19 protein-coding genes are annotated in these 16,011 nt (G+C 70.6%); all 19 read left to right on the top strand.

All coding sequences use genetic code 11. The annotated features are described in order from the left end of the window. Nucleotides 1-138: 138 nt before the first annotated feature. Nucleotides 139-768 carry a 30S ribosomal protein S4 gene (gene rpsD / locus EEJ31_RS03985; RefSeq protein WP_123045001.1) on the top strand — a complete coding sequence of 210 codons (630 nt, stop codon included), beginning with the start codon at nt 139-141 and terminating at the stop codon, nt 766-768. A gap of 101 nt (nt 769-869) precedes the next feature. Continuing rightward, entirely contained in the window at nt 870-1,241 is a 372-nt protein-coding gene (locus tag EEJ31_RS03980; protein ID WP_123045000.1) for a DUF948 domain-containing protein, read from the top strand. A 35-nt stretch (nt 1,242-1,276) separates the two neighbouring features. After that, nucleotides 1,277-1,504: a hypothetical protein gene (locus EEJ31_RS03975; RefSeq protein ID WP_123044999.1), complete on the top strand. Its 228-nt coding sequence runs from the start codon at nt 1,277-1,279 to the stop codon at nt 1,502-1,504. A gap of 39 nt (nt 1,505-1,543) precedes the next feature. Continuing rightward, nucleotides 1,544-4,198: an alanine--tRNA ligase gene (alaS, locus tag EEJ31_RS03970; RefSeq protein ID WP_123044998.1), complete on the top strand. Its 2,655-nt coding sequence runs from the start codon at nt 1,544-1,546 to the stop codon at nt 4,196-4,198. A gap of 3 nt (nt 4,199-4,201) precedes the next feature. Next, nucleotides 4,202-4,672 carry a Holliday junction resolvase RuvX gene (gene ruvX / locus EEJ31_RS03965; protein WP_199727263.1) on the top strand — a complete coding sequence of 157 codons (471 nt, stop codon included), beginning with the start codon at nt 4,202-4,204 and terminating at the stop codon, nt 4,670-4,672. Between the two features lie 2 nt (nt 4,673-4,674). Then, entirely contained in the window at nt 4,675-6,000 is a 1,326-nt protein-coding gene (mltG, locus tag EEJ31_RS03960; RefSeq protein ID WP_233563713.1) for an endolytic transglycosylase MltG, read from the top strand. A gap of 22 nt (nt 6,001-6,022) precedes the next feature. Beyond that, nucleotides 6,023-6,919, top strand: a complete 897-nt coding sequence (locus EEJ31_RS03955) for a shikimate dehydrogenase (protein WP_123044995.1) — start codon at nt 6,023-6,025, stop codon at nt 6,917-6,919. Between the two features lie 4 nt (nt 6,920-6,923). Beyond that, complete coding sequence (gene aroC / locus EEJ31_RS03950; protein WP_123044994.1) at nt 6,924-8,132, top strand: chorismate synthase; 1,209 nt, start codon at nt 6,924-6,926, stop codon at nt 8,130-8,132. Between the two features lie 32 nt (nt 8,133-8,164). Beyond that, nucleotides 8,165-8,644, top strand: coding sequence for a shikimate kinase (locus tag EEJ31_RS03945; protein ID WP_123045053.1), 480 nt, complete (start codon nt 8,165-8,167; stop codon nt 8,642-8,644). Next, nucleotides 8,641-9,744: a 3-dehydroquinate synthase gene (gene aroB / locus EEJ31_RS03940; RefSeq protein ID WP_123044993.1), complete on the top strand. Its 1,104-nt coding sequence runs from the start codon at nt 8,641-8,643 to the stop codon at nt 9,742-9,744. Before EEJ31_RS03945 ends, aroB begins: the two co-directional genes overlap by 4 nt. Before the next feature lie 156 nt (nt 9,745-9,900). Then, on the top strand, nt 9,901-10,191 hold the full coding sequence (locus EEJ31_RS03935; RefSeq protein WP_123044992.1) for a hypothetical protein: 291 nt from the start codon (nt 9,901-9,903) through the stop codon (nt 10,189-10,191). Nucleotides 10,192-10,249: 58 nt separating this feature from the next. Further along, entirely contained in the window at nt 10,250-10,696 is a 447-nt protein-coding gene (locus EEJ31_RS03930; RefSeq protein ID WP_123044991.1) for a type II 3-dehydroquinate dehydratase, read from the top strand. A 160-nt stretch (nt 10,697-10,856) separates the two neighbouring features. Then, the gene (gene efp, locus EEJ31_RS03925) at nt 10,857-11,420 is read left to right on the top strand and encodes an elongation factor P (protein WP_123044990.1); all 564 of its coding nucleotides are present in this window, start codon (nt 10,857-10,859) and stop codon (nt 11,418-11,420) included. Next, a complete protein-coding gene (gene nusB / locus EEJ31_RS03920; protein ID WP_123044989.1) occupies nt 11,417-11,836 on the top strand; it encodes a transcription antitermination factor NusB in 420 nt (139 codons plus the stop codon). The genes efp and nusB overlap by 4 nt, the downstream gene beginning before the upstream one ends. A 35-nt stretch (nt 11,837-11,871) precedes the next feature. Next, nucleotides 11,872-12,582, top strand: a complete 711-nt coding sequence (locus tag EEJ31_RS03915; RefSeq protein ID WP_123044988.1) for a DsbA family protein — start codon at nt 11,872-11,874, stop codon at nt 12,580-12,582. 74 nt (nt 12,583-12,656) lie between these two features. Next, complete coding sequence (gene pyrR, locus EEJ31_RS03910) at nt 12,657-13,199, top strand: bifunctional pyr operon transcriptional regulator/uracil phosphoribosyltransferase PyrR (RefSeq protein ID WP_123044987.1); 543 nt, start codon at nt 12,657-12,659, stop codon at nt 13,197-13,199. Then, nucleotides 13,196-14,146, top strand: coding sequence for an aspartate carbamoyltransferase catalytic subunit (locus EEJ31_RS03905; protein ID WP_123044986.1), 951 nt, complete (start codon nt 13,196-13,198; stop codon nt 14,144-14,146). Before pyrR ends, EEJ31_RS03905 begins: the two co-directional genes overlap by 4 nt. Beyond that, nucleotides 14,147-15,484 carry a dihydroorotase gene (locus EEJ31_RS03900; protein ID WP_123044985.1) on the top strand — a complete coding sequence of 446 codons (1,338 nt, stop codon included), beginning with the start codon at nt 14,147-14,149 and terminating at the stop codon, nt 15,482-15,484. Next, entirely contained in the window at nt 15,477-16,010 is a 534-nt protein-coding gene (locus EEJ31_RS03895; protein WP_123044984.1) for a PH-like domain-containing protein, read from the top strand. The genes EEJ31_RS03900 and EEJ31_RS03895 overlap by 8 nt, the downstream gene beginning before the upstream one ends. Nucleotide 16,011 lies beyond the last annotated feature (1 nt).

Below are 16,011 nucleotides of genomic sequence, written 5' to 3'. Positions count from 1 at the left end.
TTCCGGTTTGTTGGGTCTAGCTCTGTAGCCGGGCGGCCCGCGGCACCACCCCTCTGACTTTCCCCGCACCTGTGTGCTGTGCCCCCGGGCATGGTTCCCGGTCCGGGCTCCCTGTTTGAGTTCTATTGAAAGGAAACCGTGTCTACCAAGTCACGTACGCGCAGCAAGACCCGCCTCTCGCGCGCCCTGGGCATCGCCCTCACCCCGAAGGCCGCCAAGTACCTCGAGAAGCGTCCGTACGCTCCCGGTGAGCACGGCCGCACCAAGCGCAAGGCCGACTCCGACTACGCGGTCCGCCTGCGTGAGAAGCAGCGCTTGCGCGCCCAGTACGGCATCCGCGAGGCCCAGCTGAAGATCGCCTTCGAAGAGGCCCGCAAGGCCCAGGGCCTGACCGGTGAGAACCTGGTCGAGCTCCTCGAGATGCGCCTGGACGCCCTCGTGCTGCGTGCCGGCTTCGCCCGCACCACCGCGCAGGCCCGCCAGATGGTCGTGCACCGCCACATCCTCGTCGACGGCCAGCTCGTCGACCGCCCGTCCTTCCGCGTGAAGCCGGGCCAGCTCATGCACGTCAAGGCCAAGAGCGAAGGCACCGAGCCGTTCCAGGTCGCCGCGGCCGGCGGCCACGTCGACGTGCTCCCCAAGGTTCCGGCCTACCTCGACGTCGAACTCGACAAGCTGCAGGCCCGCCTCGTGCGCCGCCCGAAGCGTGCCGAGGTCCCCGTCACCTGTGAAGTGCAGCTCGTCGTCGAGTACTACGCAGCGCGCTAGGCAACTGAACTACGCTGGAGGGCGGGTCACCCACGACGGGTGGCCCGCCCTTTCGCATTCGCCGCGCGGGCGGCCCGGCTCTTGAAACGGATGGTGTGTCAATGTCAGGTGGAGATATCGCCGGCCTCATCGCAGCGGGCGTGTTCGCCGTCCTGGTGGCGCTCCTCGCGATCCCGCTGGTCAAGCTCGGCAAGGTCTTCGACGAGACCACGGGTGCGATCCGCGAGACGAGCCAGGGCATCGCCCCCATCCTGCAGGAGACGACCACCACCATCCGGGAGGCCAACAAGCAGCTCGCGCGCGTGGACGGGATCACCCGGAACGTCGCCGAGGTCACGGGCAACGCCTCGGCGCTCGTGGCCCTGTTCGCCGCCACCGTCGGGGGCCCGCTCATCAAGCTCGCCGGTTTCTCGGCCGCCGTGCGCGCCGCCCTGACGGTCGGGCGCGGAACGCGGCCGGAGCGCAAACGCTAGTCTTGACTCACATCACGACACGCGGGAGCAGGGGCATGAAGAAGTTCGTTTGGCTGGTCATCGGCATTGGCATCGGGTTCGCCCTCGCGCACGAGGCGAACAAGACCCGCCAGGGCAACGCCTTCTTCCGCGACCTCGACCAGAAGGCCCGCGAGTTCGGCGAGGCGATCTCCGATGGCTACCGGCAGCGTGAAGCCGAGCTCCGCGCCGCGCTCGGCGGCGACGACGCCCAGGGCGGCGCCGCGGGCAGCGGCGCCCTCTGACGATTCTCTTTTCCATTTCCCCCAAGACATACGGAACCCATGCAGACTGCTGACATTCGCGGGCGCTGGCTCGACTTCTTCGCCGACCGGGGCCACACGGTCGTCCCCTCCGCCTCGCTCGTGAGTGACGACCCCACGCTGCTGTTCACGGTGGCCGGGATGGTCCCGTTCGTGCCGTACCTCACCGGGTTGGTGCCCGCACCGTACCCGCGCGCCACGAGCGTGCAGAAGTGCATCCGTACCAACGACATCGAGGAAGTCGGCAAGACCCCGCGCCACGGCACGTTCTTCCAGATGAACGGCAACTTCTCCTTCGGTGACTACTTCAAGGAGCAGGCGATCGGCTACGCCTGGGAGCTCCTGACCACGCCAGAGTCCGGCGGCGGCTACGGGTTCGCCGAGAAGGACCTGTGGGTCACCGTCTACCAGGACGACGACGAGGCCATCCGCTACTGGCGCGCGCTCGGCCTCCCCGAGGAGCGCATCCAGCGCCTCGGCATGGACACGAACTACTGGTCAACCGGCCAGCCCGGCCCGGCCGGCCCGTGCTCCGAGATCTTCTTCGACCGCGGCCCGGCCTACGGCGTCGACGGCGGCCCCGCCACCGACGACGACCGGTACGTGGAGATCTGGAACCTCGTCTTCATGCAGTACCTCCGCGGCGAGGGCACGAGCAAGCACGACTTCAAGATCCTCGGCGACCTGCCCAAGAAGAACATCGACACCGGCATGGGCCTCGAACGTGTGGCGTTCCTCAAGCAGGGCGTTGAGAACATGTACGAGATCGACCAGGTGCGCCCGGTGCTCGACCTGGCTGCCGGTCTGTCCGGCCGCGGCTACGGCGCCGACCACGAGGACGACGTGCGGATGCGCATCGTCGCCGACCACGTGCGCTCCTCCCTCATGCTCATGAGCGATGGTGTCATGCCGTCCAACGAGGGCCGCGGCTACATCCTGCGTCGCCTGCTGCGCCGCAGCGTGCGCGCGATGCGCCTGCTCGGCGTCGATGACGCCACCTTCCCGGTGCTTTTCCCCGCCTCCCGCGACGCCATGAGTCCCGCGTATCCCGATGTCGCGACCGAGTTCGACCGCATCAGCCAGGCGGCGTACGCCGAGGAAGAGACGTTCCTCCGCACCCTGGCCAGCGGCAGCACCGTGCTCGACCTCGCCGTCGCGAAGACCCGCAGCGAGAAGAAGGCGGAACTCCCCGGTGACACCGCGTTCCTCCTGCACGACACCTACGGGTTCCCCATCGAAATCACCCTCGAGATGGCCGAGGAGGCCGGCCTCAGCGTGAACCGTGAGGCGTTCGACGCGCTCATGGCCAAGCAGCGCGCCATGGCGAAAGCGGATGCGAAGGCCAAGAAGACGCACCTGGCCGATCTGTCGGTCTACAGCGCCTTCCGGGCCGCGGGGGAGACCGTCTTCACCGGGTACGACGAGCTCCAGACGGAGTCCTCCATCCTGGGCCTCATCGTCGACGGCGAGTCGGTGGCGAGTGCGGTCGCCGGCCAGGTGGCGGAGGTCATCCTCGCCGAGACCGCGCTGTACGCCGAGTCCGGCGGGCAGGAGGCGGACGCGGGGCTCATCGTCGGTCCCGGGTACGAGCTCGATGTGCTTGACGTGCAGAAGCCGGTCAAGGGACTCATCAGCCACAAGGTCACCGTGCGCACGGGCGAAGTCGGGGTGGGCGACCCCGCCACGAGCATCGTCGACGCCGACTGGCGGAGGGGCGCCCGCCAGGCGCACTCCGGAACGCACATCCTGCACGCCGCACTCCGTCAGGTGCTCGGCCCGAACGCGCACCAGTCCGGCTCGTACAACAAGGCGGGCTTCTTCCGTCTCGACTTCTCCTGGAACCAGGGGCTCTCGCAGGCCACGCGCAGCGAGATCGAGGAGATCTCCAACAACGCCATCCGCGACAATCTCGAGGTGGTCACGCGCGAGTTGCCCCTCGCCGAGGCGAAGGCGCTGGGCGCCATGGCGCTGTTCGGTGAGAAGTACGGCGAGCGGGTGCGGGTCGTCGACATCGGGGGACCGTGGTCCCGTGAGCTCTGCGCGGGAACACACGTGTCGACCAGTGCCGAGATCGGCATGGTCAACCTGGTCAGCGAGTCCTCCGTCGGCTCCGCGAACCGGCGCGTGGAGGCCCTCGTCGGGCTGGACGCCTTCAACGACCTCGCGGCGGAGCGCGCCATCGTGTCGCAGATCACCGCGAACCTGAAGACCCCGCGCGAACAGCTGCCGGAACGCATCAACGACCTCGTGCAGAGCCTGAAGGCCGCGGAGAAGAAGATCGCGGCGTTCGAGGCCCGGGCGCTCGGAGACCGCGTTCCGAGCCTCGTGGCATCCGCTGAGCGCATCGGCGACGTGCGCGTGGTGACGGCGAACCTCGGAACCGTGAATTCGGCCGACGACGTGCGCGCCCTCGTCACCCAGACCCGCGAACGACTCGGCAGCGACGCAGCCGTGGTCGCCCTGGCCGGCGTGGCCGGGGACAAGCCCGTCGTCGTCGTGGCCACCAACCCGGCCGCCCGTGAGTACGGAGTGCGTGCCGGCGTGCTCGCCAAGGCCATGGCCGGCGTGCTCGGCGGCGGCGGCGGCGGCAAGGACGACCTCGCGCAGGGCGGCGGCACCGACGTGGCGGCCATCGACGCGGCGCTCCAGACCGTGCGCACGGCCGCGCAGCGCTGACCGATGCGACCGGGCGTGAGGCTGGGCGTCGACGTCGGCAAGGCCAGGATCGGCGTTGCACGCTGCGACCTGCACGCCATGCTCGCGACTCCCGTCGAGACGGTGCCGCGTGACCACGCCGGCACGGCGGATGTCGACCGGATCGCCGGGATCGCGGCCGAGCTGGACGTCGTCGAGGTGATCGTGGGCCTGCCGCTGGCGCTCTCCGGCGCGACGACCGCGTCGACGAACGATGCCGTCGCCTTCGCCCGCGCGCTGCACGCGGCCCTCACGGTTCCGGTGCGGCTCGTCGACGAGAGACTGACTACGGTGACCGCCCAGTCCGCGCTGCGCTCGTCGGGACGATCCGCGAAGACGCAGCGCCCGGTGGTCGACCAAGTTGCGGCGACTATAATCCTGCAGCATGCCCTGGACAGCGAGCGCGCCTCCGGGCGGCCCGCCGGTTCCCTCCTCGACCCGACCGAAGGGACGTGACGGTGGCCGGCTTCCCTCCTGACCCCTCCGACCCGAACCACGCTGAACCGACCGGGCCGGAGGGCGCGGCACGCGACGGCGCCCAGCTGGACTGGGAACACTTCCTCGGCGGGGACGCGGCCGGCGACGTGACCCCGGATGCCGGCGGCACGGCCCCGGACGACGCGAACCGGCCGCTCTCCCGCCGCGAGGCGCGGAACCGCGACCACGGAGCCACGGCTGCCGCGACCCACCACCGGCTGCGCGAACACGCGCCGCGTGAGAAGCGGAAGCGCGGGCCGTGGGGCTGCCTCATCGCGCTGATCGTGGTCGTGGCGCTGCTCGGCGCCGGCTTCATCGCCCTGCAGGGCCCGCTCAGCCAGGTGCGAGAGGCCATCATGGGCCCCGGCGACTACACCGGCACGGGCGACAAGGACGTCGTCGTCACGATCCAGGAGGGCGAGGACGGCTCAGACATCGCCGACACCCTCGTGAAGAACGACGTGGTCAAGAGTTTCGACGCCTTCTACCAGCTCCTCCTCTCCCAACGCCCCGCACCCGTGTTCCACCCGGGGAGCTACCAGCTGAAGACGCACATGAGCGCCCGGTCCGCCCTGGACCTGCTCCTCGACCCGGACAGCCGCGTCGACGCCAAGGTCGTCATCCCGGAGGGGACGGTGGAGGCGGACGTGCTGCAGCTCGTGTCGGAGGCGACGGGGATCCCGCTGGACGCCCTGAAGAAGGCCGCCGCCGATCCACAGGCCTACGGCCTGCCGCCGCAGGCGAAGACGCTCGAGGGATTCCTGTTCCCGGCCACGTACACGTTCCAGCCGGGCACGACGGCCGAGCAGGCGATCACCACCATGGTCGACCGCTCGTTCCAGGCCCTCGACGAAGCGGGCGTCGCCCCCAAGGACCGATGGCGCACGATCGTGCTGGCGTCGCTCGTGCAGAAGGAGGCCGGCCTCGCCGAGGACTACCCCAAGGTCGCCCGGGTGTTCCTGAACCGGCTGAACCCCGACCTCTGGTCGCGGGGGCTGGAATCCGACGCCACGGTCGCGTACGGGACGGGTCATTCCGATCGGGTCGCCACCACCGACGACGAACGCCAGGATGCCGGGAACCCCTACAACACATACGTCCACAAGGGTCTGCCACCTGGCCCCATTTCGAACCCGGGCGACCTCGCCATCAACGCGGCCCTGCACCCGGCCGATGGCCCGTGGCTGTTCTTCGTCACCTGGAACCTCGAGACGGGCGAGACGATCTTCTCGACCACCGGTGAGGAGCACCAGGCCGCCGTCGACAAGTGGCTGGCGTGGATGGACGACCACCCCGAGTACAAGTAGCCGAACACACAGAGGGAGACGCATGGCCACCGAACTGAAGCTGCCCCCCGGGCGGCGCCTCGCCGTTCTGGGCGCCCCGGTCAGCCACTCCAAGTCCCCTGCCCTGCACCGTGCCGCCTACCGGCAGCTCGGCCTGGACTGGGAGTACACCGCGCAGGATGTCGCCCCCGGCGAGCTCGGCGCGTTCCTCGGCACGCTGGGGCCCGACTGGCTCGGCCTGTCGCTCACCATGCCGTTCAAGCACGAGGCGCTGCCTCTGCTCACCGAACGCGACCGGGTCGCCCAGGTCACCGGTGCGGCCAACACGCTGCTCCTTTCCGAACCGGGCGCCGACGGCACGCGCACCGTCGCCGGGTTCAACACGGATGTCGTCGGCATCGTCCGCGCGCTGGCCGACGCGGGCATCACCGCGGTCAGCAGCGTCGCCGTGCTGGGCGCCGGCGCGACCGCGGCATCCGCTGTCATGGCCGCCGCGGAACTCGGCGCGGAATCCGTGGAACTCATCGCCCGCACCCCGGCCAAGGCGGCGCCGCTCGTGGAGCTGGGGCGGTCGCTGGGCCTCGTCGTCGTCGTCTCCGACCTCGCCACCGTGCCCGACGCCTCCCGCGCGGTCGGCCTCGTCGTCAGCACGCTGCCCGGCGGCACCCGACTCGACGTGGAGTTCCCGGCAGCGCTTCGGCAGCACGCCACGCTGCTCGACGTGGCCTACGCCCCCTGGCCGAGCGCGCTCGGTGCCTCCTGGCAGGAGGCCGGGGGAACGGCGCTGTCGGGCCTCGGCATGCTGCTGCACCAGGCGCTGATCCAGGTGCGCATCTTCGTCTCCGGCGACCCGTTCGCACCGCTGCCCGACGAGCCGGCGGTGCTCGCGAGCATGCGGGCGGCCCTGGCCGCGGGCCCCTCGGACGCTGTGGGAGGATAGGGCCATGCTTCGATGGCTTACCGCCGGAGAGTCCCATGGGCCCGAACTGCTCGCCATTGTCGAGGGTCTGCCCGCCGGGATTCCCGTTTCCACTGACCTCATCCGTGACGACCTCGCGCGCCGCAAGCTCGGCTACGGTCGCGGCGCGCGCATGAAGTTCGAACAGGACGAGCTGGACATCTCCGGCGGCGTGCGGCACGGCCTCACGCTCGGCGGCCCCGTGGCCGTGCGCATCGGCAACACCGAATGGCCCAAGTGGGCCGAGGTCATGAGCCCGGACCCCGTGCCGGCCGAGTCGCTGTCCCGCGGCCGCGGCGCACCGCTCACGCGCCCCCGCCCCGGTCACGCCGACCTCGTCGGCATGCAGAAATACGACTTCGCCGAGGCCCGCCCGGTGCTCGAGCGGGCCAGCGCCCGCGAGACCGCCGCCCGCGTCGCGCTCGGCGCCGTGGTGCGCCCGTTCCTCGCCGAACTCGGCATCACCCTGGTCAGCCACACCCTCGCCATCGGCCCGGTCCGGGTGCCCGAGGGTGCACCGCTTCCCACACGCGCCGACGTCGACACGCTCGACGCGGATCCGCTGCGCTGCTTCGACCCCGGAACCTCGGAGCGCATGGTGGCCGAGGTCGACACCGCCCACAAGGACGGCGACACCCTCGGCGGCGTCGTCGAGGTGCTCGCCTACGACCTGCCGCCCGGCCTCGGCTCCTACGTGCACTGGGACCGCCGCCTCGACTCGCAGCTCGCCGCCGCCCTGATGGGCATCCAGGCGATCAAGGGCGTCGAGGTCGGCGACGGGTTCCTCACCACCACCCGGCGCGGGTCCGAGGCGCACGACGAGCTGTTCGCGTCAGCGGATGGCATCGGCCGCGCCAGCGACAAGGCCGGCGGCACCGAGGGCGGCATGTCGACCGGCACGGTGCTCCGCGTGCGCGCAGGCATGAAGCCCATCGCCACCGTGCCGCGCGCTCTCCGCACGGTGGACGTGGCCACCAGCGACGCCGCCGTCGCGCACCACCAGCGCTCCGACGTGTGCGCGGTCCCGGCGGCCGGTGTCGTCGCGGAGGCGATGGTCGCGCTCGTTCTCGCGAACGCCGTGTTGGAGAAGTTCGGCGGCGACTCGCTCGGAGAGACGAAGCGCAACCTCGAGTCCTACCTGGCGAACATCCCGGAGAACCTGAAGACGACTGCCCGGACCGTCACCGCGCCGTGACGCATCCGTTCCCGGTCGTCTTCATCGGCCCCATGGCCGCCGGCAAGACCAAGGTCGGCAAGCGCGTCGCCCGAGCCCTCGGGGTTCCGTTCACCGACACCGACAAGCGCGTCGTCGCCGACCACGGCCCGATCGCCGACATCTTCGCCGAGCACGGCGCCGGGCATTTCCGCCGGCTGGAACGGCAGGCGGTGATCGACGCCCTCGCCGACGCGCGCGACCCGGGCGGCGTGGTCTCGCTCGGCGGGGGAGCCGTGCTCGACGCCGCCACCCGCGCCGACCTGTCCCGCTGCAGCGTCGTGTACCTCACGGTCGCGGCGTCGGCCGTCGCGACGCGCATCGGCGGCACCAAGCGCCCGCTGCTGGCCGGCGGCATCGAGGACTGGCAGCGCATCTTCGACGAACGCCGCCCGCTCTACGAACAGCTGGCGAGCATCCGCTTCGACACGTCGACCCGCCCGCTCGATGCGATCGCGGCCGACATCGCCACCTGGGTGAGAGGAACCTCATGACCGACACCGTCCCCGCCGGCAGCACCGACGGCACCACCACCATCACCGTGAACGGCCGGGACAGCTACCCGGTGCTCGTCGGCCGCGGTCTGCACGGGGAAGTGCCCCGCCTCCTCGGCGACCGGGTGCAGAAGGTGCTCATCGTGCACACCGGCACCGTCGGCGCTCGGGCGGAGGCCCTCCGGGAGAGCCTCGCGGGCCGCTACCAGGTGCTCATCGCCGAGGTGCCCGATGCCGAGGCCGCCAAGCGCGTCGAGGTCGCCGCCTTCTGCTGGCAGGTGATGGGGCAGGCGGACTTCAGCCGCACCGACGCCGTCATCGGTTTCGGCGGCGGTGCGGTCACGGACCTCGCCGGGTTCGTCGCCGCAACCTGGCTGCGGGGCGTCAGGCTCGTGCAGGTCCCCACGAGTGTGCTCGGCATGGTCGACGCGGCCGTCGGCGGCAAGAACGGCATCAACACCGCCGAGGGCAAGAACCTCGTCGGCACGTTCTACGCGCCGGCCGCCGTCATCTGCGACCTCGACATGCTCGCCGACCTGCCGCGCAACGAGATCCTCGCCGGCTTCGCCGAGATCGTGAAGGCCGGGTTCATCCAGGTCCCCGAGATCCTCGACATCATCGAAGCGGATGTCGACGCCGCCACCGACCCGCAGGCGCCCGAGTTCCGTCGCGTGGTCGAGCTCGCCATCGCCATGAAGGCGCGCGTGGTGGGGGAGGACTTCACCGAGACCGGGCTCCGGGAGATCCTGAACTACGGCCACACCCTCGGGCACGCCGTCGAGCACGCCGAACGATACGGGTGGCGGCACGGCGCCGCCGTCTCGGTGGGGATGATCTTCGCCGCCGAGCTGGCGCGCCTCTCCGGCAGGCTGTCCGACGCCGCCGTCGACCGGCACCGGCGCATCCTCGAGTCGCTCACCCTGCCCACCTCGTACCCGGTCGGGCGCTGGAACACCCTGCTGGCCACCATGCAGCGCGACAAGAAGACAAGGAGCGGCATGCTCCGGTTCATCGTGCTCGACGACATCGGCAAGCCGACGGTGCTGGAGGGACCGGACGCGTCGCTCCTCTTCGCCGCGTACCAGGAGATCGGCTCCTAACCGGCTCGCCGCCACCGTCTCGCGCCGCGGGCGCACACTGGTCGGCATGACCCCATCACTGAACGTCGAGACGCACCACCGGTCACCACGAAGGACGAAGCACGGGAGCGGGTCGCCGACCTCGTCGGGCGAGCCAACCAGCGGCAACTGTGGCTCATGATGCTCGATGCCAACGGGCGCCAGCTCTCTCAACTCATCGTGATCGATGGAATCCCGGCGCGTCCGGAACCCGGCGGTGCCGTCGCTGCGGCGGCCGAGCTGAACCGCATCCTCACCCAGGAGGCTCCGGGCGGCAGCGTGATCCTGACGCTGGAACGCCCGGGTACCGCGACAGTGACTGTTGCCGACGAGACCTGGGCGCACGAACTGCAGCGGTCCTTCGGCAAGGTCATGCCGATCACCGGGATGTTCGTGGCCCACGACGGGGGAATCTGTGCCCTCCGGTGATCGCCCAGCTCCGACTGCCCGTCCCTGCCGTTCGGCCGCCTGCCTTTAGGCTGTCAGCATGCGCACAGTCCTCGTCCTGAATGGTCCGAACCTCGGCCGGCTCGGCAGCCGCGAGCCCGACGTCTACGGCGCCGCCGACCTCGACGCGCTGCGCACCTATCTGATGGATGCCGCCGGCGACGACGTGACCATCGACCTCCGGCAGACCGACGACGAGGCCGAGCTCATCCACTGGCTGCACGAGGCCGTCGACAGCGCGCTCCCGGTGATCCTGAACCCGGCCGCGTTCACCCACTACAGCTACGCACTGCGCGACGCGGCGGCGCTCGTCACGAAGGCCGGGCTCGCGCTGGTGGAGGTGCACATCTCCAACCCGCACGCCAGGGACAGCTTCCGGCACACCAGCGTCATCAGCGGGATTGCCACCGGCGTCATCGCCGGGTTCGGGTTCGACTCCTACCGCCTCGCCCTCGACGCGGTCACCCGCGCGCACCCCGCCTCCTAGCCCCCCGCTAGCCCCCGCCCCCGCACGCGAAACCGGACTCGTGGCCGTTATTCGCGAGTTTCAGCGACCACACGTCGGGTTTCGCGGGGGAGGGGAGGCTCAACTAGACTCTTTTGAGGCATTCGGCCACCACTTTCCCAACGAAACGGATTCTCCTTCCATGGCATCTACCGCCGACATCAAGAATGGCGTCGTCCTGAAGATCGACGGCCAGCTCTGGACCGTCATCGAATTCCAGCACGTGAAGCCCGGCAAGGGTGGCGCGTTCGTGCGCACCAAGATGAAGAACGTCGTGAGCGGCAAGACCGTCGACCGCACCTTCAACGCCGGCGCCAAGATCGAGACCGAGAACGTCGACCGCCGCGACTTCCAGTACCTGTACGCCGACGGTGACGCCTTCGTCTTCATGGACACCTCCGACTACGACCAGCTGAGCGTGCCCGCCGCGGTCGTCGGCGACGCCGCGAACTTCATGCTCGAGAACCAGGCCGTGACCGTGGCCCTGCACGACGGCAACCCGCTCTACGTCGAACTGCCGGCATCCGTCACGCTGGAGATCACCTACACGGAGCCGGGCCTGCAGGGCGACCGCTCCACCGGCGGCACCAAGCCCGCCACCGTCGAGACCGGCTACCAGATCCAGGTCCCCCTGTTCCTCGAGCAGGGCACCAAAGTCAAGGTCGACACCCGCACCGGCGACTACCTGGGCCGCGTCAACGAGTGAGCGCTCGCACCAAGGCGCGTAAGCGCGCCCTCGACGTGCTCTATGTGGCGGACGTGCGCCAGATCACGGTGGCGCAGTCTCTCGCGATCGAGGCTGAGCGCGCGGCGAACGAACCCGCCCGCGCCGCCTCGTGGCTGTACGCCCGCGAGATCGTCGACGGCGTGGTCGACCACGCCGAGGAGATCGACGAACTCATCGAGACCTACTCCCAGGGCTGGACGCTCGCCCGCATGCCCGTGATCGACCGCGCCATCCTGCGGATCGGCATCTGGGAGATCCTGTACAACGACGCCATCCCGCACGCGGTCGCGATCGACGAGGCGGTGGAAGCCGCCAAGGTCCTCTCCACGGCCGACTCCGCCGGCTTCGTGAACGGCCTTCTCGGCCGTATCGCCCAGACCGCACCCTCCGCTTAGCCGTTCGGCGGAAGCGGCACGACGAAAGCCCACCGATGTCACACACCGCACCCCGCCGCATCCGCCTCGCCGTCGCCCTGGGGGTCGCCGCCGCCCTCGCCCTGACCGGTTGCGCCGGCGGCGGCGGTACCGACTCCGACGCGACGGCCAGCGCCTCCAGCGTGCCGATCCCCACCGGCACCGCGGGCGCCGCCCACTTCGACGACGGCTACCTCCAGGTGGGCGAGGGCGCCACGGTGGTCGACGTCTACTTCGACCCGATGTGCCCGATCTGCGGTGTCTTCGAGAAGACCAACGGCGACCAGCTCGCGAGCCTCGTCGACGCGGGCACGATCACCCTCCGGCTGCACCCCATGACGTTCCTCGACCGCGCCTCGCAGGGCACGCTGTACTCCACCCGGGCCGACTCGGCGCTCACCTGCGTCGCCGTCGCGAAGCCCGAAGCCACCCTGGACTACCTGGCCGCCCTGTACGAGAACCAGCCCAAGGAGAACTCGAAGGGGCTGAGCGACGATGAACTCGCCGGGCTCACCGACGACATCGGCGCGCCCGACATCGCCGACTGCGTCGCAGGGGGCACCTACACGAGCTGGGCGCAGCGCGCCAACGACGCGGCGTTGGCCGGCATCGAGGGCGCCGACATCCCCGCGATCCAGGGCACGCCCACCGTGCTCGTGAACGGCAAGAGCTACCAGGGCCCCGTGAACGACGCCGGAGCCCTCGCCGAGTTCATCGCCGCGGGCTGAGTCCCGGCGCAGGGTATGCTTGACGCGTAGACATCCTTTAAGAGCCGTCCTGTGAGACGGGGAAGGAGGTCGGTTTGATGGCACGTACCGTGCTGAACCAGGCTGACATCACGCGTGCCCTGACTCGGATCTCCCACGAGATCCTCGAGTCCAACCGGGGCTCCGAGAACCTCATGATCCTCGGCATCCCCACGCGCGGCGCCGTGCTGGCCCGCCGCATCGCCGCCATGATCGGCTCCATCGAGGGTCAGGCAGCGGATGTCCCGGTGGGCGCCCTCGACATCACCATGTATCGCGACGACCTCTCGCGCACCCGTACCCGCACCCCCGCTCCCACCCATGTTCCCGGCAGCATCGACGGTGCCACCGTCGTGCTCGTCGACGATGTGCTGTACTCCGGGCGCACCATCCGCGCGGCCCTCGACGCGCTGAACGACTACGGCCGCCCCCGCACCGTGCGCCTGGCCGTGCTCGTCGACCGCGGCCATCGGGAACTCCCGATCCGCGCCGACTTCGTCGGCAAGAACCTGCCGAGCTCGACCGCGGAACGCATCAACGTGCACCTGGCCGAGACCGACGGCGACGAGTTCGTGAGCATCGAGGGCGGCGCCGCATGAGGCACCTGCTCTCCACGCGCACCCTCGGCCGCGACGAGGCGATCCTGCTGCTCGACGTCGCCGAGGACATGGCCGACGTGGCCACCCGGGAGGTCAAGAAGCTCCCCACCCTGCGCGGCAAGACCGTGGTGAACCTGTTCTTCGAGGACTCCACCCGCACCCGCATCTCTTTCGAGGCCGCCGCCAAGCGGCTCTCCGCCGATGTCATCAACTTCAGCGCCAAGGGCTCCAGCGTCTCCAAGGGCGAGAGCCTGAAGGACACCGCGCAGACCCTCGCGGCCATCGGCGCCGACGGCGTCGTCATCCGCCACCCCGCCTCCGGCGCCCCGCAGGTGCTGGCCGACAGCGGATGGATCGACGCGGGGATCATCAACGCCGGCGACGGCACCCACGAGCACCCCACGCAGGCGCTCCTCGACGCGTTCACCATCCGCCGGCGCCTGCACGGCACGGCGTCCCGCGGCAAGGACCTCGCCGGGGTGCGGGTCACGATCGTCGGCGACGTGCTGCACTCCCGGGTCGCCCGCTCCAACGTCTGGCTGCTGTCCACCCTCGGTGCCGAGGTGTCCCTCATCGCGCCGCCCACCCTGGTGCCGGCCGACACGTCGGCCTGGCCCGCACGGGTCGGCTTCGACCTCGACGAGGCGGTCGACGAGGGCCCGGACGTCATGATGATGCTTCGCATCCAGGCCGAGCGGATGCAGGACTCCTTCTTCCCGAACAGCCGGGAGTACGCGCGCACCTGGGGGCTCGACGACACGCGATTCGCCCGGTTGCGGCCCGGTACGATGGTCATGCACCCCGGACCGATGAATCGCGGCCTTGAGATTTCATCCGCTGCGGCCGATTCCGCACAGTCGACGGTGCTCGAGCAGGTCACCAACGGCGTCTCCGTGCGGATGGCCGCGCTGTACCTGCTGTTGTCCGGTGACCGGGAGGAAAGCTAAATGGCCAGCGAGCGTTACCTGATCCGCGGGGCCGCGCCCTGCGGTGGCGAGACAGCCGACCTGCTGCTGGCCGACGGCCGCATCGCGGATATCGGCCCCGGGCTCTCCGCCGCGGGCGCCACCGTCATCGACGCAGACGGCCTGATCGCCCTGCCCGGACTCGTCGACCTGCACACGCACCTCCGCGAACCCGGCTACGAGCAGAGCGAGACGGTGCTCACCGGCAGCCGCGCCGCCGCGGCCGGCGGCTTCACCGCCGTCTTCGCGATGGCCAACACCTCGCCCGTGCAGGACACCGCCGGCGTCGTGGAGCAGGTCCTCGCCCTCGGTGAGCGCGCCGGCTACGCCACAGTGCAGCCGATCGGCGCCGTCACCGTGGGCCTCGCCGGCACCCACCTCGCCGAACTCGGCGCGATGGCCGCGAGCCGCGCCCGCGTGCGCGTGTTCTCCGACGACGGCAACTGCGTCGCCGACCCGCTGCTCATGCGCCGCGCGCTCGAATACGTGAAAGCCTTCGACGGCGTCGTCGCCCAGCACGCGCAGGAGCCGCGGCTGACCGTGGGCGCACAGATGAACGAGGGCGCCCTGTCCGCCGAGCTCGGCCTCGCTGGCTGGCCGGCGGTCGCCGAGGAGTCGATCATCGCCCGCGACGTGCTCCTGGCCGAGCATGTCGGCTCCCGCCTGCACGTGTGCCACGTCTCCACCGCCGGCTCCGTCGACGTCATCCGCTGGGCCAAGGCCCGCGGGATCAACGTGACCGCCGAGGTCACCCCGCACCACCTCCTGCTCACCGAGGACCTCATCGCCGGGTACGACGCCCGGTACAAGGTGAACCCGCCGCTCCGGAGCGCCGAGGACGTGCAGGCGCTGCGGGCGGGACTGGCCGACGGCACGATCGACATCATCGCCACCGACCACGCACCGCACCCGGTCGAGGCCAAGGAGTGCGAGTGGCCCGCGGCGGCCAACGGCATGGTGGGGCTCGAATCCGCGTTGTCGGTCGCGCACGCCGCGGTCGTCGAGACCGGGCTGCTCGACTGGGCGGACATCGCCCGGGTGCTCTCGGCCACCCCGGCGCGAATCGGCCGCATCTCCGGTCAGGGCGAAGGCCTCAGCCAGGGCGCGCCGGCCGAACTCACCCTCTACGACCCTTCCGTGCGCCGCGTCTTCGACCGCTCCGACCTCGCCGGACTCGGCACCAACTCGCCGTACCTGTCCATGACGCTCCCCGGCCGGGTCGAGGCGACCTTCCATCACGGCTACGCCACCGTGCTCCACGGAGCGGTGCAGGACGCCGCCGCCATCGAGCAGGCCGCGCGGGAGGCGATCCATGGATAGGACGGCCGCGGGGCTCATCGTCATCGTCGCCCTGGTCGCGGTGCTGGCGCTCCTCTGGTTCGCCTGGCGCCGCCGCACGTTCCGCGACGCTGGCATCGAACCCGGGTACCCGCTGCCGGAGGCGGAGGCCGCGCCCCTCGCATCCGCGGACGTCTTCTACGTCGCCACCACCCGCCGCGACCAGCCGCTGGAGCGGCTGAACATCCGCGGCCTTGGCTTCCGCGCCCGCGGCCACGTCGCCGTGCGTGATGACGGGCTGGTGCTGTCGCTCGCCGGCGAGGAGCCCCGGTTCATCCCCGCCGCCGCGATCGAGACGGTAGCCCGCGCCACCTGGACCATCGACCGGGTCGTCGAGAGCGACGGGCTGCTGCTCGTCGGCTGGCAGGCGCCCACAGCGGATGCCGCCGGCATCGGCGTCGACAGTTACCTCCGGATCGTCGACAGCGGCGACCGGGACCGCGTCATCGAGGCTCTCACGCGCATCGCGCCCGTGACGCCTGCAGGAACCACCGAAAGTGAGGCATAAC

Origin of the sequence: Cryobacterium tepidiphilum (assembly GCF_003716325.1) — a bacterium.
GTDB lineage: Bacteria > Actinomycetota > Actinomycetes > Actinomycetales > Microbacteriaceae > Cryobacterium > Cryobacterium tepidiphilum.
Note: the sequence above shows the minus strand (reverse complement) of the source record. Positions and strands in the feature narration are given on the sequence as shown.

Bases quoted from the DNA above. Each gene is read 5' to 3' on its own strand.
- EEJ31_RS03980 (WP_123045000.1), top strand. From the start codon at position 870: ATGTCAGGTGGAGATATCGCCGGCCTCATCGCAGCGGGCGTGTTCGCC.
- EEJ31_RS03975 (WP_123044999.1), top strand. From the start codon at position 1,277: ATGAAGAAGTTCGTTTGGCTGGTCATCGGCATTGGCATCGGGTTCGCC.
- alaS (WP_123044998.1), top strand. From the start codon at position 1,544: ATGCAGACTGCTGACATTCGCGGGCGCTGGCTCGACTTCTTCGCCGAC.
- ruvX (WP_199727263.1), top strand. From the start codon at position 4,202: ATGCGACCGGGCGTGAGGCTGGGCGTCGACGTCGGCAAGGCCAGGATC.
- EEJ31_RS03955 (WP_123044995.1), top strand. From the start codon at position 6,023: ATGGCCACCGAACTGAAGCTGCCCCCCGGGCGGCGCCTCGCCGTTCTG.
- aroC (WP_123044994.1), top strand. From the start codon at position 6,924: ATGCTTCGATGGCTTACCGCCGGAGAGTCCCATGGGCCCGAACTGCTC.
- EEJ31_RS03945 (WP_123045053.1), top strand. From the start codon at position 8,165: ATGGCCGCCGGCAAGACCAAGGTCGGCAAGCGCGTCGCCCGAGCCCTC.
- aroB (WP_123044993.1), top strand. From the start codon at position 8,641: ATGACCGACACCGTCCCCGCCGGCAGCACCGACGGCACCACCACCATC.
- EEJ31_RS03935 (WP_123044992.1), top strand. From the start codon at position 9,901: ATGATGCTCGATGCCAACGGGCGCCAGCTCTCTCAACTCATCGTGATC.
- EEJ31_RS03930 (WP_123044991.1), top strand. From the start codon at position 10,250: ATGCGCACAGTCCTCGTCCTGAATGGTCCGAACCTCGGCCGGCTCGGC.
- efp (WP_123044990.1), top strand. From the start codon at position 10,857: ATGGCATCTACCGCCGACATCAAGAATGGCGTCGTCCTGAAGATCGAC.
- EEJ31_RS03915 (WP_123044988.1), top strand. From the start codon at position 11,872: ATGTCACACACCGCACCCCGCCGCATCCGCCTCGCCGTCGCCCTGGGG.
- EEJ31_RS03905 (WP_123044986.1), top strand. From the start codon at position 13,196: ATGAGGCACCTGCTCTCCACGCGCACCCTCGGCCGCGACGAGGCGATC.
- EEJ31_RS03900 (WP_123044985.1), top strand. From the start codon at position 14,147: ATGGCCAGCGAGCGTTACCTGATCCGCGGGGCCGCGCCCTGCGGTGGC.
- EEJ31_RS03895 (WP_123044984.1), top strand. From the start codon at position 15,477: ATGGATAGGACGGCCGCGGGGCTCATCGTCATCGTCGCCCTGGTCGCG.